This window comes from Anaeromonas gelatinilytica (genome assembly GCF_016820635.1).
In the GTDB taxonomy this organism is placed as follows: domain Bacteria; phylum Bacillota; class Clostridia; order Tissierellales; family SIT17; genus Anaeromonas; species Anaeromonas gelatinilytica.
Genome location: NZ_WSFU01000054.1, coordinates 1 through 23,024 on the forward strand (window position 1 = coordinate 1; position 23,024 = coordinate 23,024).

The 23,024-nt window shown below is 29.0% G+C and carries 16 protein-coding genes; 1 reads left to right on the plus strand and 15 read right to left on the minus strand.

Translation table 11 applies throughout. The features are described from left to right. Positions 1-211: 211 nt before the first annotated feature. From pyk to GOQ29_RS04085, 7 genes are all read right to left on the minus strand, one after another. The gene (gene pyk / locus GOQ29_RS04055) at positions 212-1,969 is read right to left on the minus strand and encodes a pyruvate kinase (protein WP_203371359.1); all 1,758 of its coding nucleotides are present in this window, start codon (positions 1,967-1,969) and stop codon (positions 212-214) included. Positions 1,970-1,985: 16 nt separating this feature from the next. Further along, on the minus strand, positions 1,986-2,945 hold the full coding sequence (gene pfkA / locus GOQ29_RS04060) for a 6-phosphofructokinase (protein WP_203371360.1): 960 nt from the start codon (positions 2,943-2,945) through the stop codon (positions 1,986-1,988). 72 nt (positions 2,946-3,017) lie between these two features. Continuing rightward, positions 3,018-3,209, minus strand: a complete 192-nt coding sequence (locus tag GOQ29_RS04065; protein WP_203371361.1) for a hypothetical protein — start codon at positions 3,207-3,209, stop codon at positions 3,018-3,020. Between the two features lie 81 nt (positions 3,210-3,290). Beyond that, a complete protein-coding gene (locus GOQ29_RS04070; protein WP_203371362.1) occupies positions 3,291-6,770 on the minus strand; it encodes a DNA polymerase III subunit alpha in 3,480 nt (1,159 codons plus the stop codon). 59 nt (positions 6,771-6,829) lie between these two features. Beyond that, positions 6,830-7,102, minus strand: a complete 273-nt coding sequence (locus tag GOQ29_RS04075; RefSeq protein WP_203371363.1) for an HPr family phosphocarrier protein — start codon at positions 7,100-7,102, stop codon at positions 6,830-6,832. Then, positions 7,102-8,064, minus strand: a complete 963-nt coding sequence (gene whiA, locus GOQ29_RS04080) for a DNA-binding protein WhiA (RefSeq protein WP_203371364.1) — start codon at positions 8,062-8,064, stop codon at positions 7,102-7,104. Before whiA ends, GOQ29_RS04075 begins: the two co-directional genes overlap by 1 nt. 11 nt (positions 8,065-8,075) lie before the next feature. After that, entirely contained in the window at positions 8,076-8,492 is a 417-nt protein-coding gene (locus GOQ29_RS04085; RefSeq protein WP_203371365.1) for an NUDIX hydrolase, read from the minus strand. A gap of 163 nt (positions 8,493-8,655) precedes the next feature. Between GOQ29_RS04085 and GOQ29_RS04090 the strand changes: the two genes are divergently transcribed. Continuing rightward, on the plus strand, positions 8,656-9,693 hold the full coding sequence (locus tag GOQ29_RS04090; RefSeq protein ID WP_203371366.1) for a M42 family metallopeptidase: 1,038 nt from the start codon (positions 8,656-8,658) through the stop codon (positions 9,691-9,693). A 21-nt stretch (positions 9,694-9,714) separates the two neighbouring features. On the opposite strand, the gene GOQ29_RS04095 is transcribed toward GOQ29_RS04090, so the two are convergent. The 8 genes from GOQ29_RS04095 to hprK all read right to left on the minus strand — a co-directional run bounded on the left by GOQ29_RS04095 (position 9,715) and on the right by hprK (position 23,002). Then, entirely contained in the window at positions 9,715-11,094 is a 1,380-nt protein-coding gene (locus tag GOQ29_RS04095) for a tryptophanase (RefSeq protein WP_203371367.1), read from the minus strand. A 112-nt stretch (positions 11,095-11,206) separates the two neighbouring features. Beyond that, positions 11,207-13,432, minus strand: coding sequence for a PAS domain-containing sensor histidine kinase (locus GOQ29_RS04100; protein WP_203371368.1), 2,226 nt, complete (start codon positions 13,430-13,432; stop codon positions 11,207-11,209). Between the two features lie 141 nt (positions 13,433-13,573). Beyond that, positions 13,574-14,887 (minus strand): gluconeogenesis factor YvcK family protein, encoded by a 1,314-nt coding sequence (locus GOQ29_RS04105; RefSeq protein WP_203371369.1) that lies wholly within the window; start codon positions 14,885-14,887, stop codon positions 13,574-13,576. A 1-nt stretch (position 14,888) separates the two neighbouring features. Next, positions 14,889-15,758: an RNase adapter RapZ gene (rapZ, locus tag GOQ29_RS04110; protein WP_203371370.1), complete on the minus strand. Its 870-nt coding sequence runs from the start codon at positions 15,756-15,758 to the stop codon at positions 14,889-14,891. Positions 15,759-15,777: 19 nt separating this feature from the next. Next, entirely contained in the window at positions 15,778-16,692 is a 915-nt protein-coding gene (murB, locus tag GOQ29_RS04115) for a UDP-N-acetylmuramate dehydrogenase (RefSeq protein WP_350445968.1), read from the minus strand. A 118-nt stretch (positions 16,693-16,810) separates the two neighbouring features. Beyond that, positions 16,811-18,133, minus strand: coding sequence for an extracellular solute-binding protein (locus GOQ29_RS04120; RefSeq protein WP_252187507.1), 1,323 nt, complete (start codon positions 18,131-18,133; stop codon positions 16,811-16,813). Between the two features lie 100 nt (positions 18,134-18,233). Beyond that, positions 18,234-21,773: a pyruvate:ferredoxin (flavodoxin) oxidoreductase gene (gene nifJ / locus GOQ29_RS04125; protein WP_203371371.1), complete on the minus strand. Its 3,540-nt coding sequence runs from the start codon at positions 21,771-21,773 to the stop codon at positions 18,234-18,236. A 308-nt stretch (positions 21,774-22,081) separates the two neighbouring features. Beyond that, positions 22,082-23,002: an HPr(Ser) kinase/phosphatase gene (gene hprK, locus GOQ29_RS04130; RefSeq protein ID WP_203371372.1), complete on the minus strand. Its 921-nt coding sequence runs from the start codon at positions 23,000-23,002 to the stop codon at positions 22,082-22,084. Between the last annotated feature and the right edge of the window lie 22 nt (positions 23,003-23,024).

The following is a 23,024-nucleotide window of genomic DNA, read 5'->3' on the forward strand; positions in this document are numbered from 1 at the left end:
GACGGTGCATAATACGTGCACCTGAGCACCCTTCTAATACGGCAGGGGATTTCATCCCCTACAGCCCCTATTTTTTATTGTCTTCCAATATTTTCTGTAACTATTAACCCTTGTATTTATCAATACTCTAAAACTTTTATTAAATAAAGTTTCACAATAAAAAATATGTTAAAATGCCAAGATAAATATTTAATCTTGACATTATTTATTACTATAATACTCTAGCTTTCCCTCTATAAATAAATCCTCTTATACTATCAACTGTAATAAGTTCTCCATCTTTTAATTGTGTTGTAGCATTTTCCACACCAACAATCACAGGCTTTTCTATATTTAATCCAACTACAGCTGCATGAGAAGTGAGTCCTCCCTTTTCTGTAATTATTGCTGATGCTCTCTCCATATAAGAAACAATATCTCTATCTGTATTTATTGCAACTAATATATCTCCATCATTAAATTTTACCTCTGCTTCTTCTTTATTAGCTACTATACATACATTACTTATAGCACTTCTATCTCCAATGCCTGTTCCTTTTAAAATAACTTCTCCTACTGTATGAACCTTTAATAAATTAGTAGATCCTGCTTTACCAACTGGAACTCCTGCTGTGATAACTACTAAATCTCCATTATTGATATATTCATTCTCTAATGCCATAGATACTGAATCATCTATTATATCATCTGTAGATGAAGATTTTTTTGAAAGTAAAGGATTAACTCCCCAAACTAAGCCAAGCTTTCTTCTAACTTTTTCCGATGTAGTTACTGCTATAATAGGAGCCGCTGGTCTAAATTTAGATACTGCCCTTGCAGTATAACCTGAACTAGTAGCTGTTATTATTGCCTGTGCTTCTAAATCTTGAGCTGTAGTACAGGTAGCATGACTAATAGCATTTGTTACACTTATTTCTTGTAGCTTAACTCTTGATCTTAATAACCCATCATAATCTAAAGAATCTTCAGTTTTCATGGCTATAGTTGCCATAGCTTTTACAGCTTCTACAGGATAATTCCCTGCTGCAGTTTCTCCAGATAACATTATTGCATCAGTACCATCTAATATTGCATTAGCAACATCTGCAACCTCGGCTCTTGTTGCTCTAGGGTTTCTTATCATTGAGTCTAACATTTGAGTAGCTGTTATGACTGGTTTTCCTGCTAAATTACATTTTTTAATAATCATTTTTTGAACTAATGGAACATCTTCTGGTGGTATTTCTACACCTAAGTCCCCTCTAGCCACCATTATACCATCAGATACTTCTAATATCCTATCAATATTATCAACACCTTCTTGATTTTCAATCTTAGATATTATCTCAATATCATCAGCATTATTGTCTTCAAGAATCTCTCTAATTTCTAATACATCAGATGGTTTTCTTATGAAAGATGCTGCTATAAAATCTATATTATTTTTTATACCAAATTCTATATCTTTTCTATCTTTTTCGGTTATAGCTGGTAAATTTACTTTCACTCCTGGAACATTTACGCCTTTTTTATTTTTTACCTCTCCAGTGTTTTTTACATTACATTTTATATCTGTATCATTAACTACCTCTATAATTTCCAATTCAATTAATCCATCATCTATTAATATAGTATCTCCTGAAGATACATCTCTTGGAAGATCCTTATAAGTTATTGGACATGTATTTTTATCTCCTAATATATCCTTAGTAGTTACTATACAAGTTTCACCCTCTTGTAATAATACTCTACCATCTTTGAAATTTCTGGTTCTTATCTCTGGTCCTTTTGTATCTAACATAATAGCTACTGGTACATTCAAATTTTTTCTAATTTTTTTGACTAAATCCATCCTTTGCTTATGTTCTTCATAATTTCCATGAGAAAAATTTTGCCTTGCTACATTTAATCCGTTTTTTATTAATTCTGTCAAAATTTCTTCTGTTTCTGATGCAGGTCCTAATGTACATACAATCTTAGTTCTTTTCATAAATCCCTCACTCCTATTATATAGATAATATTTTTGTTAATTCATACATATCTTTATCTAATTTGCTTTCAACATTTAACGCTTCATCTATGTCCATATTAATTATTCTATTATCTTTTATACCCACTGCTTTACCCGATTCACCACTCAATAATAATTTCACAGCTTCTGAACCCATCTTACTAGCTAATATCCTGTCAAATGCAGTAGGACTTCCACCTCTCTGTATATGACCTAAAATTGTAACTCTCGTTTCAATTCCTGTTTTACTTTCAATTTCTTTACTCAATTCATCAGCTTTTCCTATACCTTCTGCAAGCATAATTATACTATGAAGTTTACCCCTGTTTCTTCCCTTTATTATCTTCTGACAAACTTCATCTACATCATTACCTACTTCTGGAATTATAACGCTTTCAGCTCCACCTGCTAATCCAGAATAAAGAGCAATATCTCCAGAGCTTCTCCCCATAACTTCTACTATATTAGCTCTTCCATGAGATGTAGAAGTATCTCTTATTTTACTTATCGCATCTAATACTGTATTAATAGCAGTATCAAAACCAATAGTATAATCAGTATATCCTAAGTCATTATCAATAGTTCCTGGTATGCCTATTGTTGGCACTCCCAGTTTACTAAGCTCTTTAGCACCCCTAAAAGAACCATCTCCTCCTATTACTATAAGACCATCTACATCAAATACTTTTAATATATTTAAGGCTTTTTTTCTTCCTTTTTCTGTTTTAAATTCTTCAGATCTTGCAGTTCTAAGTTTAGTACCTCCTCTATGTATAATATCAGCCACACTAGATAATCCCATTTCTTCTAAATTACCATTAATTAGTCCATCATACCCTTTTTTAACTCCCACAACTTTAATCCCATTATATATTGCTGTTCTTACGACAGATCTTATAGATGCATTCATACCAGGTGCATCGCCTCCACTAGTTAATACTCCAATAGTCTTCATACTATGCCTCCTCACATTTTATCCATGATAGTCAAAAATAGTCCCACACAATTTAAAAATTATATTTTTTTATTAATACCTTAAATCTATTATAGCACTATGGACTTCATTTGCCTCGAATTCCGGTGCCATTATTTTATATATTATTGTATCCCCTTCTTTAGAAAAAGGTTTTATTTTTATCAAAAATCCTTCTTTTATTAATTTATCTTTTAATTCTTTTGCTAATTCTTCACCTTCAACTATATGAACCGCTGTCCACATTACAATACCTCCAAAATTTCTTTATAAATACAATATTACAGAGTAATTATACCATAATTTTAAATCGTATAAAATTATATCCTAACAAAGTTTAACACATTCTTCTCCTAAAAGAGTGTTTAACTCTTGAAAAGCAACCTCATTATTAATATCTATCCAAAAATCTCTTTCAGCCATCACTGTTTTTTTATTCTTTTCAATATATATATATACAGGAGTTTTTCCTTTGTATTTTTTTAATATATGCTTTATATCTTCCATTTTATTGCTTTCTTGATTTTTTGCTATTTTTAAATATAACTTATTTTTTTCTCTTTTAATAAGGGGTTTAATAGCTGAACAAATAATCTTTGGCTCATCTTCTTCATTAATTGATAATTTACCCTCTATTATGACTATATTATCTTCTTCTATATATTTAGAATATAAATCATATACTTTAGGGAATATAATTAATTCTACTGTTCCAAATAAATCTTCTAATGTTGCAAAAGCCATCATATTATTATTTTTTGTTATTTTATTCTTCTTTGATAAAATAATTCCACCGATTTTAATTTTACTACCATCCTTATGAACTAAATCCTTATTTCCAGCATTTGTGCTATCATTTAGTTCAATTATTTCACTAGTATTTAATGTAGATACTATATTTAATTCATTTTCAAAACTAGAAAGAGGATGACCACTTATATATATTCCCAACATTTCCTTTTCCATTGATAATATAGTTCTTTCAGGAAATTCCCTTATATCAGGCAAAATATCTTCTTTTATATTATTCCCCTCTTGTGATGTCATATCATCAAACATATTATATTGTCCCTTTAAATTTCTTTTTTTATCCTGTTGAACTCCTTCTAACACTCTCTCATATATTGCTAATAATTGAGCTCTATTTCCTTTTATAGAATCAAATGCACCTGCTTTTATAAGACTTTCTATAGCTCTCTTATTTAATGATTGACTTTCGACTCTACTACAAAAATCTGTAAGACTTAAAAATTTTCCTCCACTATTTCTTTCACTTACTATTGAATCAATAAGAGATGTTCCTACATTTTTAATAGCAGCTAGTCCATATCTAATTTTTCCATTAGATACTGTAAACTTATCATAGCTTTCATTAATATCTGGAGCTAATATATCTATTTCTAGACTTTTACTCTCATGGATATATAAAGATACACTATTAGTATTTCCCATTACACTAGTCAATAGTGCTGCCATAAATTCTACAGGATAATAATATTTAAGCCAAGCTGTTTCATAGGCTAATACAGCATAAGCTGCAGAATGAGACCTATTAAAAGCATATTTAGCAAAGTCTATCATTTCATCATATATTTTATTAGCATATTCTTCGTCTATTCCATTTCTTACTGCTCCTTGAATTTCAATGTTTCCTTCTTCATCTTCTTTTCCATATATGAAATGTCTTCTTTCTCTTTCCATAACATCCATTTTCTTTTTTCCCATGGCTCTTCTTACTAAATCAGATCTCCCCATAGAATAGCCACCTATATCTCTAACTATCTGCATTACTTGTTCTTGATATACCATACACCCATAAGTTACCTTAAGTATTGGTTCTAAAGCCTCATGAGTATAATCAATTTTTTCCGGATGATTTTTATTTTCTATATATCTTGGTATTTGCCTCATAGGACCAGGTCTAAAAAGAGAATTTGCCGCTACTATATTTTCAAATTCGGTAGGTTTAAGTTCTTTTAAGAATTGTCTCATACCAGCACTTTCAAATTGAAAGACTCCTAAGGTTTCTCCTTTGCTAAACATTTGATATATATTTGAATCATCATAATCTGAATTAGAAAAATCTATTTTCACATTATGATTCTGTTCTATTAAATTCTTTGTATCCCTTATGACGGTAAGATTTCTTAGTCCTAAAAAATCCATTTTTAATAATCCTAATTCTTCTAGCTCTGTCATTGTATATTGAGTAATTATAGAATCATTATTTCTCCCTAAAGGAACATATTCCGTAACTGGCAATTTAGAAATAACTACACCTGCTGCATGAGTAGATGTATGTCTAGGCATACCTTCTATATCTTTTGCTGTATCAATAATATTTTTTGTATTGCTATCATTTTCATAAGATTCCTTTAATTTTTTATTCATATCTAATGCTTTGTTTATTGTTATTCCTAACTCCATGGGAATTTGCTTCGCTATATAATCTACTTCTCCATAAGAAATATCTAATGCTCTCCCCACATCTCTTATGACTCCTCTAGCCGCCATTGTACCAAATGTAACTATCTGAGCTACTCTATCATCACCGTATTTTCTTATAACGTAATCTATGACTTCTTCTCTTCTTTCATAGCAAAAATCTATATCAATATCAGGCATAGTAACTCTTTCAGGATTCAAAAAACGCTCAAATATGAGATTATATTTAATAGGGTCTATATCTATTATTCCTAAGGTATATGAAACTAAACTCCCAGCAGCAGATCCCCTTCCTGGACCTACCATAATACCATTATCTTTAGCATATTTAATAAAATCCCATACAATTAAAAAATAATCTACATATCCCATGTCCTTTATAACTTTTATTTCATATTCAAGTCTATCTTTTATTTCCTGAGTAATATTATCATATCTTTCTTCTAATCCTTTATAACATAATTCATCAAAATAACTCTCATTGGTATAACCTTCTGGTAAATCAAATTCTGGTAAATGAAGAGTATCAAAATCTAATTTAACATTACATCTATTTGCAATTTTATTAGTATTCTCTAATGCATCTAATTGCTCAGGAAATAACTGAGCCATTTCTTCATAAGACTTTAAATAAAATTCAGATGAAGGAAATTGCATTCTATTATCTTCATTAATTGTTTTACCCGTTTGTATACACAATAGTACATCATGAAACTTTGCATCTTCTTTATTAATATAGTGAACGTCATTTGTTGCAACTAAATCTATATCTAATTCTTTGCTTAATTTAATCAACTCTTTATTTACTAACTTCTGCTCTTTTATCCCATGATCTTGTATTTCTAAAAAATAATTCTTTTTACCAAAAGCATGTTTATATTTTTTAGCAATATTCAATCCTTTATCATAATCATTATTAAGGAGAGCCTGTTGAACTTCTCCTCCTATGCAACCACTTAATACTATTATTCCTTCTTTATATTTTTCTAAAACAGAGAAGTCTACTCTAGGTTTATAATAAAATCCATTAACAAATCCTTCTGATACTATTTTAATCAGATTTTTATACCCTGTATTATTTTCTGCTAATAAAACTAGATGGTATTGCTTTTTATCTTTATTAGGATCTTTTCTTGTATATTCTTCCATCGATATATATACTTCACAGCCTATTATAGGTTTTATACCTTTTTTGATAGCAGATTTATAAAAATTTACAACCCCATACATCACTCCATGATCTGTAATAGCAACACTATCCATACCTTTATCTTTTACTCTATCCATGAGCTTATCCACTCTAGATGCACCATCTAAAAGGCTATATTCTGTATGAAGATGTAAATGAGTGAATTTTGACATTATAATCTACTCCTTAATTAAAATTCATCTATACATATAAAATTAGAACAATAATTTATTTAGATATATTCTTCTTCTAACTTATTTATCAATAAATTTTCTAAATCATCTACAGCCTTTTTTTCATCCTCTCCAGAAGCAGCTATTATTATTGTATCTCCTTGACATACACCTAAAGCCATAACTCCCATTATACTCTTTCCGTTTATTTTTTTGCCGTCTTTTTCTATTGATATTTTACTTAAAAATTTACTTGCTGTTTGAACAAATAATGCCGCTGGTCTTGCATGAAGACCAATCTTATTATTTACAATAACTTCTTTTGACACCATTATAAATCCCCTCTTTCTTTCTTTAGTTCTTCTGCTATTTCTTCTATTTTTCTCAATCTATGATTAACTCCTGATTTTCCGATCGGAGGCATTAACATATTTCCTAATTCTTTCAAACTTGCTTCTCTATGTGTTAATCTTGCTCTTGCCACTTCTTGAAGATTTTCTGGTAATTCATCAATACCTATGGTACTTTTAATATATTCTATATTTTCTACTTGTCTTAAAGCAGCATTGATAGTTTTACTTAGGTTTGCAGTTTCACAGTTCACTATTCTATTAATGTTATTTCTTATATCCTTTAAAACCCTAATATTTTCTAATTCTAATAGTGAATTATGAGCTCCTATTATATTTAATAAATCTACAATTTGTTCTCCTTCTTTGATATACACTACATAATTATCTTTTCTTAATACAATCTTTGAATTTAAGTTAAATGAATTTATAATTTTAGATAAATCTTTACCATGTTCTTTATTATGAGTCACAAACTCTAAATGATAAGTTTTTTCTGGATCACTTAATGATCCTCCTCCAAGAAAGGCTCCTCTTATATATGCTCTCTTACAACACCTTTTTTTAATTATATGCTTGGGCACCTTATAATTAATATTTAAAATATTATTATCATGTAATTTAAAAAGACCTGTATCTTTTATAATTGCATCTACACTATCTGGATCATGTATAATCATAAGATAACTATTATTCTTTTTTAATTGTTTATTTTTCCTAACCATAACCTCTGTTTGAGTATTATGAAGAGTCTTTATTAATGTAAATATCCTTCTAGCTATTGCAGCATTTTCAGTAGAAAACTTCAAATTAATTTTTCTACTACCAGTAAGTTGGATACTTCCACTCATTCTTACTAAAGCTGCTAATTCTGCCTTTGGACAACAAGAATCATTTATTTCTAGTCTTGATAATTTATTTTTAGTTTTAGATGAAAATGACATTTTATCTACCCCTAATCAAAATTAATCTTATTTATAGCTCTTTTTATTATTTTTCTTTCGTCTTCATATTTAGCAATTGATATTGCTCTATCAATGTGAACAAATCTAGCTTCTATAAATCCTTCTTTCTTTTGTGGAGAACAATTCATTCTACTAGTTTTCATTAGATACCAATGAACTGTTTTATTAATTAATTTATTTCTAGGATTTCTATTATTTCTAAAATAATAATTTATGCTTCCTAAATATTGAATAATTTCTCCTTTAACATTTCCTTCTTCGCATACTTCTCTAATAGCGGCTTCCATTAGAGTTTCATTATCTTCAACTCTTCCTTTGGGAAGAACCCAATCTCCGTTATATTTCTTTAATAACAATATAGTATTACAAAATACTACAACGCCTCCTGAGCTTATCTCTTTCCTCATGTAATCACTCTCCTGTATCTATATAATCAAGAGAAGTATTCTTTTTTAACAGTCTATATTATATTATACCATAAATTTTAAAAGTGAAAAAAGTTGAATTAAGTACTCATTATATTATAAAATTATTATATAGTCAAAAAATTCAAAAAGCGAGGTGTTAGTTATGGTTATTGATAAAAATTATGTGAAATATGTTTTGGATAATATTCTAAAGATCCCTAGTCCTACTGGTTATACAGAAGAAGTCATGAAATTTATGTTAAATGAATTTACTGTTCTTAATATAAATACATATTTCACTCATAAGGGAGCATTGATAGCTACTATCCCAGGAAAAGATAATAATAATCACAGAACTCTATCTGCTCATGTAGATACTTTAGGAGGAATGGTAAAAGAAATAAAATCTAATGGTAGATTAAAGTTAACTCAAATTGGAGGATATGATTGGCATTCCATAGAAGGAGAGCATTGTACAATCATCTCTTCTAGCGAAATTAAATATAACGGCACTATAGTTCTAGATAAAGCTTCTGTACATGTTCATGGAAGTAAAGCAGACAAATCAAATAGAGATGAAAACTCTTTAGAAGTTAGAGTCGATGAAAAAGTGAATTCTAAAAAAGATATTGAAAAACTAGGTATAAATATTGGTGACTTTATTAGTTTTGATCCTAGAACCATTATTACAGAAAATGAATTTATAAAATCAAGACATTTAGATGATAAGGCAGGAGTTACTATTTTATTAGGTATAGCTAAATATTTAAAAAATGAAAATATAACTCCTAAGTATACTACTCATTTCTTTATAAGTAATTATGAAGAAGTAGGTCATGGGGCTAGTGCTTCTATCCCAGAAAAAACTTTTGAATTTGTTGCTATAGATATGGCGGCAGTTGGAGAAGGTCAAACTTCTGATGAATACAAAGTTACTATATGTGCTAAAGATTCTAGTGGACCTTATGATTATAATTTAAGAAAAAATTTAGTTCAATTAGCAAAAGAAAATGAATTAAACTATGCTGTAGATATTTATCCGCATTATGGTTCAGATGCCAGTGCAGCTTTAAGTGCTGGATGGGAATTTAAACATGGATTAATCGGTCCAGGAGTAGATAGTTCCCATGGTCACGAAAGATGTCATATGGACTCTATCGAGAACACAATTAAATTAGGAATTGCATATTTAGTAAAATAAGGATGGCTAAGCCATCCTTATTTATTCCATTGGTTTCAATTCAGCTATAAAATGCCTTAATACTTTTGGCTCATAAGTAAATTCATAACCTTTTAGTTCATCTTTTCTTTTATTTATATTTTTAAATGCTTCTACTATAACATCCATATGATTATTAGTATATACCCTTCTAGGAATAGTTAATCTTAATAATTCTAATGGTGATTCTAACTGTTCATTTGTATCTGGATCTCTACCTAACAAAAATGACCCTATTTCTACAGCTCTTATTCCTGCTTCCCTATATAATTCTACACATAATGCTTGAGCTGGAAATTGATGATATGGTATATGAGGAAGCATTTTCTTAGCATCAACAAATACAGCATGACCTCCCACAGGTTTTTGAATAGGTATTCCTGCTTCATCTAATTTTTTACCTAAATATTCTACTTGGCCTATTCTAGATTGTAAATAATCTTCCTCTATTACTTCTCTAAGCCCTCTAGCTAATGCTTCCATATCTCTTCCTGATAAACCGCCATATGTTGGAAATCCTTCTATTGGTATGACATTCTGTCTTACTCCACTAAAAAGTTCTTCATCATCTTTAATCGCTATCATTCCACCCATATTTACTATTCCATCTTTCTTAGCACTCATAGTAAGTCCTTCTCCATAGAAGAACATCTCTTTAATTATTTCTTTTATACTTTTATTTGCATATCCATCTTCTCTTTTCTTAATGAAATATGCATTTTCCGCAAATCTAGCCGCATCAAAAAATACTCTTAATCCATATTTATCTGCAATTTTTTTAACATTCTTTATATTTTCCATGGATACAGGTTGTCCTCCAGCACTATTACAAGTCACTGTTATGATTATGAATGCACAGTTTTCTACACCCTTTTCATTAATAAATACTTCTAATTTATCTATATCAAAATTACCTTTAAAAGGATGTTCTGTTTGAGTATCATAGGCATCATCAACAACTAAATTTACAGCTCTACCACCTTTTAATTCAATATGAGCTTTTGTTGTATCAAAGTGCATATTTCCCAAAACATATTGTCCTTTCTTTATTAATAAAGGAAATAAAACGTTTTCTGCACCTCGCCCTTGATGAGTAGGAACAAAATAATTATATCCTATTATATCTTTTATATTATCCTTAAGATTATAATAATTCTTACTTCCTGCATAGGCCTCATCTCCTAGCATTAAACCAGCCCATTGATTATCACTCATAGCTCCAGTACCACTATCGGTTATTAAATCAATGAATACATCTTCACTTTTTAAAGCAAATTGATTATATCCTACTTCTTTTATCTTTCTTTCCCTTTCTTCTTTTGATATAAGTTTAATAGGTTCTACCATTTTAATCTTATATGGCTCTGCCATATTTTCATACATTGGAACTCCCCCTTTATTATAATTTTTTAAATATTCTATTATTATGAATATTCTTTCTATACGATTATATTCTATAATTCCTTTAAAACTCCTTTATTTATTAATTTAAAATTTATATTTGATTTATATCGGAAAATTCTATATTTGTTATGTGTTCCAATTCTTTCTTTGTTCTCTTAACTGTAGCCAACTCTTTACTTTCTATTTTTTTATCTGGTAAAGATACTATAAACTCTGTACCTTTTCCCTCTACACTATAAACGCTTATTGTTCCTTCCATTTTTTCAACAAGAATCTTTACTAAATTAAGTCCTAAACCAGTTCCTTCACCAACCCTTGATAAAGTACTATCTACTATGGTGAACTTTTTGAATATTTTCTTCAATTGGTCTTTTGCAATACCAATTCCTGTATCTTTAACAGATATACATATATTATTTTTACTTTTAAAAATATTTACTAATATTTTACCCCCTTCTGGAGTAAATTTAGTAGCATTTGATAATAGATTTAATAATATTCTTTCATACTTTTCAACATCTAAAGCGATAATTTTTTCCTCAAATTCAGTATCAAAAATCACTTGAATCTTTTTACTATCAGTTAAATGAGTAATTGAATTGGCCAATTCTTCAGAAAAACTTACTATATCAAAATTAACCATATTCAATTTTAAATATCCCGCTTCTGATTTTTGTATATCTAAAAAATTATTTATTAATCTTAACAATCTATATGAATTAATCTGTATTTTCTCAATATGTCCAACAGCATTTAATTTTAATTCTTTTCTATATTTATCTGTTAGCAATAATTGAGAAGCCGCTATAATTATATTTGCTGGTGATCTTAATTCATGAGAAATTATTGAAAAAAATTGATCTTTAGCTTTAAGAAATTTAAATTCTTCTGTTATATCTACTCCAGCAATAACAACAGTTTTAAGATTATTATTTTTATCATATAATGGAGTTTCACTCAATTTTAATGTTTTTATAGATCCATCACATAATTTAATATCTACTTGTTTTGAATCTAAAAAGTTTTTATGTTTAAATCTACGTATCATAGTATTTATTGCTTCATTATTAAGCTCAAATAAAGTTTTACTATTAATTTCATCTAAAGATAATTTTTCACCTGCAAACTTATTGATTAATTCTTTACCATACATGTTTATGTACTTAATCTCTAGATTTGGATAAGTAGTAACAACCACTGGAATATGAAATCTGTCTAAGACATCTACAAATAATTTATCTTTTTCTTTTATCTCTGTAATATCATTTATAGTTTCTAGCCATCCAACTATATCATGATCTTTTTTAATTGGCTCTACATTTATATTGTAATGTCTTAATTCATCTCCCTTAGATATTGTTGCTACTCCTATTTTTCCTTTTTCATCAATTCTTTTTCTTTCTCTTAAATATTCATATACTACTTCTTTTCCATCCCATTTATTATCAAAATGTTTAAACTCCTTATCAATTCTACTTTCGGAGACTTCCCTAACTATGTCCACATATTTTTCATTTGCATCAAGAATCGTCTCTCCATCATGAGAATAATAAGCAGTTCCAGTATAGTGTTGATTAAAAGTTGCATTTAACAGCATATTTCTATTCTTATATTTTTTAATTAATTTTAAAAATTTATCATTAACAAAAGCATAATCCTCTAAAGATCTACTATATTGATTATTCACACTATTATTATCGATATAATCCATTCTTTTCAATTCTCTTTCTGTACCATTACATATCATCACTAATGTATTATAATAATATATTACATTTTCTTTATCAGGTATAGTTATATCTAAAATACAAAATAAATTTCCCTTAGCATCATGAATAGGAACGGATATTTGAGATAAATTTTTTCTGTTTTTCAAATATTGTTCATATCCTTCAATGATAATAGTCTTATCTAATAAGTAGGCCTCTCCTGGCCCATTAGTTCCCATTACTTTATTTTTCCAACAAGTCCCCCTTATCAATCCTATTTCCCTTAAACAGGATATATAGTCTTTATGTCCCCATTGATGAATTAAATAGCATTGTCTATCAAATAAATTAATCGCCAATTGATCACATTCTATTGAATTAGCCAATAATATATTTGCATAAGAACTAATTATTTTTATAACTTCGTCATATTCTTTCATGATTTTCTTGAATTCTTGTTTAGTATATTCTATTGTTTTTCCAGAGTCACCACTCTTAATTCCATAAGATTTCGAGCTTGCCCAACTTTTCTTAACTAAAGGATTAATTTCTTTTTCCATTATATTACTTTTTGTCATATCTTCACAATTTTGATATTTAGAATCCATTTTATCCCTCCTATACCCCATATAACTAATTATACATAAACATTCAAAAACCCTTTTTATTAACATAATTATTCCAAAATTTTTAATGTAAAATGCGAACATAAAAGGTATTATTATGATTTAAAAGACTAAAAAAAGATATTAGCTTTTACTAATATCTTTTTTAAAATTCAAGAAATTTAGTTTAGACATTCTACTACCTTGATACAAATTACTTATTATTTCCGTTAATTTTTCAGCATCATGTCTTATATAATCCTTTTTAATATCAATTAATTTATCTTCTATTATATTAATATCTTTTTCTTTTAAATATTCTTTATCATCACTATTTAATAAGACAGGAGATGCTCCATCTAATGAATATCTTTTCAATATATTTTTCGGTAAGCTTTCATTATTTGTTATAACATAATCAATTATTTTTTCACTACTATGTTTAATAATAGCTTCCACATGATCTTTTACTGAATATCCATCTGTTTCACCAGGTTGAGTCATAACATTATTTATATATATCTTAGTAGCTTTAGACTTTTCTAATTCTTTAGTTATGTTTTCAACCAATAAATTAGGGATTACACTAGTATATAGACTACCAGGTCCTAACAATATAATATCTGCTTCTCGAATTTTATTAATAGTTTCATTCAAAGGTTTAAGTTTCTGAGGCTTTAAGAACACCTTTTCTATTCTGCTTTTTATTTTTTCATTTGTTACTGTAATATTTGATTCACCCTTAATTACTTTACCGTTTTCTAACTTGGCATATAATGTAGTATCTTGTAAAGTCATTGGCAATACTTCTCCAGAAACCGCCAATACATTAGACATTTCTTTCACTGCCATCTCAAAATTACCATATATACCATTCATTGCAGCTATAAATAAATTTCCAAAATTCTGCCCCTTTAAATTTCCTTCTGTAAATCTATACTGAATTAATTTTTCCATCGTCGGCTCAGTATCTGCCAGTGCTAATATACAATTTCTAATATCACCGGGAGGTAACATACCTAAATCTTCTCTAAGTATTCCTGAACCTCCTCCATCATCTGCAACAGTAACTACAGCAGTAATATTCGCAGTATAATTTTTTAGACCCCTTAATAATACAGATAATCCAGTTCCACCTCCTAAAACTACTATCTTAGGACCTTTATCTAATATTTTTTCTTTGTTAATCATATAAGCTACTGAATTCTTACTTAAATCCACTTCATATTTATGTTTATTAACTACTCCTAATATTGTGCTAAGTCCATTTTTAACTGAAATAATTAAAAAAACAATCCCTATACTACTAATAATTATATAAGTATATGACTTATCCATATTAAGACCTATTCTATTATAAATAGAAGACAGCCCTAAAGATAATAAAAAAATTCCTATTATACTTAAAACAATCCATCTTTTTAATCCCATTTTTATTTTATTCTTATTTATCTTCATATTATTCCTTCTCAATAACTTCATTACTATCTCTATGTTTAATCATGGTCTTAAAATTATTATTCTTTAAATGCTGATACAATTCATTAGCTATAGTTACAGACCTATGCTTTCCTCCAGTGCATCCAATAGCTACAATTAACTGACTTTTTCCTTCCTTCATATAATAAGGAATTAAAAAGGTAATCATATCTGTTAGTTTATCTAAAAAATCTTTAGATTGTTTCCAATCCATCACATAATCTCTTACTTTTTTATCATTACCAGTGAGTTCTCTTAGTTTATCTATATAATGAGGATTGGGAAGAAACCTTACATCAAAAACTAAATCTGCATCTAAAGGTATTCCATGTTTAAATCCAAAGGATACTACTGATGTGGTAAAATTATCCTTTTTCTCACCTTCCATGAAAATATTTTTTATTTCTTCCTTCAACATACCCAAAGTAAAGTCACTAGTATCTAAAACATAATCAGATTTTTGTCTGATTTCAGTTAATCTTTCCCTTTCCTTTTCAATACCATCAACTATTTGTCCATTAGGAGATAGAGGATGTGGTCTTCTTAATTCTTTATATCTTTTAATCAAAATCTCATCAGATGCATCTAAAAACATTATTTTATAATTGTATCCATAATTTTTAAGTTTACTTAGATTCTCAAAAAGATCATCAAAAAACTCTCCACCTCTTATATCAACAACTAATGCTACTTCTTTAACTTTTCCCATAGATTGATAACATAATTCGGCAAATTTAGGAAGTAATGATGGTGGCAGGTTGTCCATACAATAAAACCCTATATCTTCCATCACTTTTATAGCTTGACTTTTTCCTGCTCCAGATAATCCTGTAATTATAACAAATCCCATATTATCTCCTCCTAAGATGTTATTCTTCACCTACTATTAATACTTCTCTTTCAAGCTCTACTCCATGTTTATCCTTTACTGTCTTTTGTATTGTTCTTATTAAAGTCAATACATCCTCGCATGTGGCATTCCCTAAATTCACAACAAATCCACAATGTTTTTCTGACACTTGAGCATCATTATATCTTACACCTCTTAGACCTGAAACATCTATTAATCTTCCAGCATAATCTCCTTCAGGTCTTTTAAATGTACTTCCTGCACTAGGAAGATGCAATGGCTGTTTATTATTTCTTCTTTTAGTATAATCATCAATGGATTTTTTTATTTCATCATAATCTCCCTTTTCAAATTCCATATCTACTTCTACTACTAAAAGTGGCTCTTCATGAATTCTACTATGTCTATATCCAAATTGCATTTCTTCTCTAGAATACACTATAATATTTCCATCTCCATCTATACACTTTACCTTTCTTATCACATCCTTAAGTTCATTTCCATAAGCTCCTGCATTCATTGTTACTCCACCACCTAAAGATCCTGGAATACCACTAGCTCCTTCTAATCCTGTAAGAGAATTCTGTAAGGCTAATTTTGCAACTTTAGATACTTTGGCTCCAGCTTCAGCAATAATTCTATTTCCTTCTACCTTTATATGACTTAAATTCTCATCTATTTTGATAATTACTCCTCTTATACCCTTATCCCTGACTAACAAATTAGTTCCATTTCCTAATACAAAATAATCTATATCAGTATCATTACAAAACTTAATTATATTTGATATCTCACTGATGCTCTTTGGAAATATCATTATATCTGCCGGACCACCTATCTTAAAAAATGTATGCTCTTTCATCAACACATTTCTTTTCATAATCACATTTTTAAATTCTTTATTTAACAGTTCAAATATTTTATCATTATTCAATTATATCAACTCCTGTATATAAAATAACAATTATTTTAAATAAATTATTAACTAATCTAAAATAACATAATATAAAATAATTATTTATACGTAACTATTGTACCATAAAATTTATAAATTAATCTTCCAAAAGTAAATTTATCTGGTTATTAGATTCTTTTAATGCTTCTTCAGATGTCTTTTCACCTATTATAGCTAATCGAATTTGATTTTGTATAATTCTATCCATTTCTCTCCATTTTTTATGCCTAGGAACCCCTCTTGAATATTTCATATAATTATTAAATTTCTTCATTTCAGGATTATTTGGATAGAGATTTTCTATATCTTTTCTTACAGAAAATACTCCCATATTCTTTAATTTTAATTGATTTTCCCTTGCTATAATAGACTTTAATAATTCAACACATAATTCTAATTTTTTTTCTTTTTCTTGTTTTTTTATACCATAGGCTGCTACTGAATTATTTAATAAACTAGGTATTTTATTGTTTCCAATTGGATAATTAACTACCATAAAATTAAAACCTTCACCAGATTTTTTTAATTCATCTAATATTATACAAGCCCATGAACCAGTAGGATAAGCTGCAATATTTTTATCTTTATAAAATTTCGTCCAGCTTTCATTTTCATTATCAATTCCAAAACTTTCAGGTGTTACTTTATATTTATATTTTAAATCTACTACTTTTTCAAGTCCAGATAATGCTTTTTCACCATTAAAAACATATCTATTACCTTGTTCGTTTAATACATTTCCTCCATCAGAAAGTAAAAATCCCCATAAATTATACTTATTTGATTCTATAAAAGAAGTAAAACCATAGTGATCGACTTCCCCATCTTCATCTCCATCAAAAGTAAGCTTCTTCATCTTTTCTACAAATTCTTTATAAGTCCAATTTCCATCTTTAGGAGGTTTAACTCTCTTTTCAGTAAACAAATCTAAATTAAGATATACTCCATACGTAGTCATCATAAAAGGAATTCCATATATTTCTCCATCTTTAGTTACTGCTTCTAAAGTCTGATATCTAAATGTATCTTTTCCAATTTCATCTATATATACATTTAAAGGTTCCAATATATCTTTATCCATATACTCATATTCAGTTGCAACTGGAGAAATATCTGGTAATGTAGAAGTATTTAATGCTGCTTCTAATTTTGCTGGGCCTTTTTTCCAGTCCAAAGGTTCAAACTCTACATAAACTCCAGGATGGTTTTTCTCAAATTCCTCAATAATATCTGTAATCCAATTGTATCTAGTGCCCTTTTCGATATCTAATCTAGGATAATCCCACATTGTTATAATACCTTTCCATGGCTCTTCCCTTTTATGCAAATTTTCATTATCTTTTATTATCAACATATATATAGGCCATATTATAATAAATATTATAATTATTAATCTAAATATTTTTTTAGTCCATTTCAAAATGTTTCACCCCCATATATAAATATTCTATAATAAGGATGTTTATGAAAAGGAAAAAGAAAAGGATGATGAAATTAATCATCATCCCTTAATTTTAGAATTAATATTCCATTTCAGCCATTCTCTTATAATTAGCGTATCTTTCTTTTGCATCTTCCTCAGCATGATTAAATAATTCTTCTGCAATCTCTGGGAATGTTTTTGCTAAAGAAGTATATCTAACTTCGCTCATTAAGAAATCTCTAAATGAAGATTTTGGTTCTTTAGAATCAAGGGTGAATGGATTCTTTCCTTGTTCTTTAAGCTCTGGATTATATCTATATAAATGCCAGTATCCAGCTTCTACAGCATTCTTTTCTTGCTCTTGGGATTTACCCATACCAGCTTTAATACCATGATTTATACATGGTGCATAAGCAATAATTATTGAAGGTCCATTATAACTTTCAGCTTCAACTAATGCCTTCATAAACTGATTCTTATTAGCTCCCATTGCAACTTGAGCAACATATACATAGCCATAAGTTGTTGCTATCATTCCTAAATCTTTCTTCTTAGTTTTCTTGCCTGAAGCAGCAAACTTAGCAACTGCTGCTGTTGGAGTAGCTTTTGAAGATTGCCCACCAGTATTTGAATATACTTCTGTATCAAATACTAATATATTTACATCTTCTCCTGAAGCAAGTACATGGTCTAATCCACCATAACCAATATCATATGCCCATCCATCTCCACCAACAATCCACATTGATTTCTTGATTAAATAATCTTTATTTTCTTCTATTTCAGTTAATATTTCTTTTGCTCTTTCATCTGTAATATTATTAGATTCAAGTATTGAAAGAATTTTTTCTGTTGCCTCTTTAGAATCATCTGCATTATTCTTTCCTTCAATCCACTCACTCATTACTGATTTAATTTCATCCGAAACATTTAATTCTATAAGCTCTTTCATTAATATCTCTAATTTATCTCTTAATTGACTAACTGCTACAGCCATACCATAACCATACTCAGCATTATCTTCAAATAATGAATTTGCCCAAGCAGGTCCTTTACCTTCAGAATTCATACAATAAGGAGTTGAAGGTGCTGATCCGCCCCAAATTGATGAACATCCTGTAGCATTAGCTATAATCATTCTATCTCCATATAATTGTGTTACTGCTTTCGCATAAGGAGTTTCTCCACAACCTGCACAAGCTCCTGAGAATTCTAATAGAGGTTTAGCAAATTGACTTCCCTTTACAGTATTTATATTCATTCTATCTTTTTTCTCAGATACAGTCATTGCAAAATCCCAATTTGAAACTTCTTTTTCTGTTTGAGTCTCAATAGGTTTCATAATTAATGCTTTATCTTTAGCAGGACATATATCTGCACAGTTTCCACATCCAGTACAATCTAAAGTTGAAACCTGAATCTTATATTTTAAATCACTAAACTGCTTACCCATTGCATCAATTGTTTCAAACCCTTCTGGAGCTCTATCCATTTCGTTCTCATCAGCAAGTACTGGTCTTATAGCTGCATGAGGACAAACAAAGGAACATTGATTACATTGAATACAATTATCAGCTTGCCATTCTGGAACATTTACTGCAATACCTCGTTTTTCAAATGCAGCACTTCCATTTTGGAATGTTCCATCTTCAGCATCAATGAAAGAACTTACTGGTAGTAAATCTCCTTCTTGTCTATTAATTGGCTCAAGAATATTCTTAATGAAATCTGGAGCCTCTACTCCTGCTGCTACTTGACTTGCAACAGTCTCATCTTTCCATTCTTCCTTAACTTCTATTTTTACTAATGAATCTATACCTTTTTTAACAGCTTCTTGATTCATCTTAACTATTTTTTCACCTTTTTTACCATATGACTTAACAATCGCATCATTTAAATAATCAATAGCATCATCTAAATCAATTACATCTGCTAATTTAAAGAAAGCTGACTGCATTATCATATTAGTTCTATTTCCTAATCCTATTTCTTGTGCAATATTAGTTGCATTTATTGCATAAAATTTGATATCATTCTCTGCCATATATTTTTTCATAGTTCCTGGAAGTTTACTTTCTATTTCTTCTGGTGACCACAATGTATTTAATAAGAAAGTTCCACCTCTTTTTAATCCTTTTAATAAATCATATTTATCAACATAAGATTGAGTAGAGCAAGAAATGAAATCTGCTTCATCTATTAGATAAGTTGATTTAATTGGATTTTTACCAAATCTTAAGTGAGATACAGTAACCCCACCAGATTTTTTAGAATCATAAGAGAAATATCCTTGAGCATAAAGATTTGTATTATCTCCAATAATTTTTATAGCATTTTTATTAGCTCCAACCGTTCCATCGGATCCTAATCCCCAGAATTTACATCTAATAGTTCCTTCTGGAGTAGTATTAATTTCTTCTTCTACATTTAATGATGTATGAGTAACATCATCATTAATTCCTATAGTAAATCCATTTTTAGGATTTTCTTTATTTAATTCATCAAATACTCTCTTAATTTGTGAAGGAGTAGTATCTTTAGAACCTAATCCATATCTTCCGCCTACAATAATAGGTTGATTTTCTTCTTCATAGAATAAAGTTCTAATATCTTGATATAAAGGTTCTCCTAAAGCTCCTGGTTCTTTGGTTCTATCCAATACGGCTATCTTCTTAACTGTATTAGGTAATGCATTAAAGAAGAATTCTTTGCAGAATGGTCTATAAAGATGTACCTTTATAACTCCAATTTTTTCTCCTTTATTCATCAAGTAATCTATAGTTTCTTCTATTGTTTCTGTAACAGAACCCATAGCTACAATTACTCTCTCAGCATCTTCTGCTCCATAATAATTAAAAGGTTTATACTCTCTTCCTACTACTTTTGACATTTCATTCATATAATCTTCTACTATCTTAGGTAATTCATCATAAAATCTATTTGAAGATTCTCTAGCTTGGAAGAATATATCTGGATTTTGAGCAGTACCTCTTGTTACAGGTCGCTCTGAATTTAATGATCTATTTCTAAAAGCTTTAACGGCATCATAATCTACTAATTTAGCATACTCATCATAATCTACTACTTCTATTTTTTGTATTTCATGGGAAGTTCTAAATCCATCAAAGAAATGTACGAAAGGAACTCTAGATTTTATTGCTGAAAGATGAGCAACCCCAGCTAAATCCATAACCTCTTGTACACTACCAGATGCTAACATAGCAAATCCTGTTTGTCTTGTTGCCATAACATCTGAATGATCTCCAAATATTGATAGTGCATGACTAGCTACTGCACGAGCACTTACATGAAATACTCCTGGTAAAAGTTCTCCAGCAATTTTATACATATTAGGTATCATAAGTAATAAACCTTGAGAAGCCGTAAATGTAGTAGTCAATGCTCCTCCCTGTAAAGAGCCATGAACTGCTCCGGATGCTCCTCCCTCAGACTGTAATTCAGTAACCTTAACTGGTTGACCAAAAATATTGTTTCTGCCATGAGCCGCCCAATCATCAGCGTACTCAGCCATTGGTGATGAAGGTGTTATTGGATAAATTGCAGCAACATCTGTAAATGCATAAGATACATGAGACGCAGCTGTATTTCCATCCATGGTTTTCATAACTTTTGCCATATATAATTACCCCCTTATATTTGTGTGTGAACTAAATTACAAAATCACTCAAGTTAAGTATATTAAACAATTCTACCAAAGTCAATAATATACAATTTTTTGTTTTGTTTAAAAAAGTATGTTAAAAGTTCAAAAAATATTTTTGTATACAATATAATGTTAAATATATTCTAAAATTAAGTTAACTCCAATATCTCATTATTGGTTAATTTAATATAAGATATTAAATAAAAAATATTAAAATAAAAGATATTACAAAATTGATAAATTTCGGTTATCTTCATACTAAAAATATAGGTAATTAATGGTTACTTTCTCTCTATTTCTCCCATTAATTTATTATTAAATTCCACAGCTGCATTATATCCCATCTTTTTTTGTCTATGATTTCTAGCTGCCACTTCAACAATCATAGCAAGATTTCTACCTGGCTTCACTGGAACTACAATTTTAGGTATTTCGATTCCTAATATATCATCATATTCTTCATCTAAACCTATTCTGTCATATTCTTTTTTTTCATTCCAATATTCCAATTCTATAATTAAATCTATTCCTTTAGAATTTCGTACTGCTCCAACTCCATATAATCGCTTTATATCAAGAATACCTAAACCTCTAATCTCTAAAAAATGTCGTATTAGCTCTGGAGCCATACCTTTAAGTATTCCATCATCTTTTCTTTTTATTTCCACAGCATCATCTGCTATTAATCTATGTCCTCTTTTTATTAGTTCTAATGCAGTTTCACTTTTACCAACTCCACTTTTTCCCACTATTAAGACCCCTATACCATAAATATCTACTAATACACCATGAATAGTAGTACTTGGAGCTAACATATCATCTAAACAAGTTATTAATTTATTTACAAATTTAGTTGTTGGAAGTCCTGTTCTTAATATTGTCCTATCATATTTTTTTGCTAAATCAAGAGTTTTTTCAGTAATTTCTAGATTTCTCGTAACTATTAAAGCAGGAATTGGATAAGAAAAGAAAAAATTTAATCGATCATACTTAACTTCAGTATCTAGCGTTTGAAGATAATTCCATTCAGCCTTACCTATGATTTGTATTCTCTCATGAGCAAAATACTCTTCATAGCCTGCTAATTGTAACCCTGGTCTATTTATATCACTTTTTATTATTTTATCATCGCCTCTCTTACTCTCATAAATAACTTCTACATCTAAATCTTTTATTATTCTCTTTATAGATACTGATTCCATATTTATTCCCCTTCCATTATAT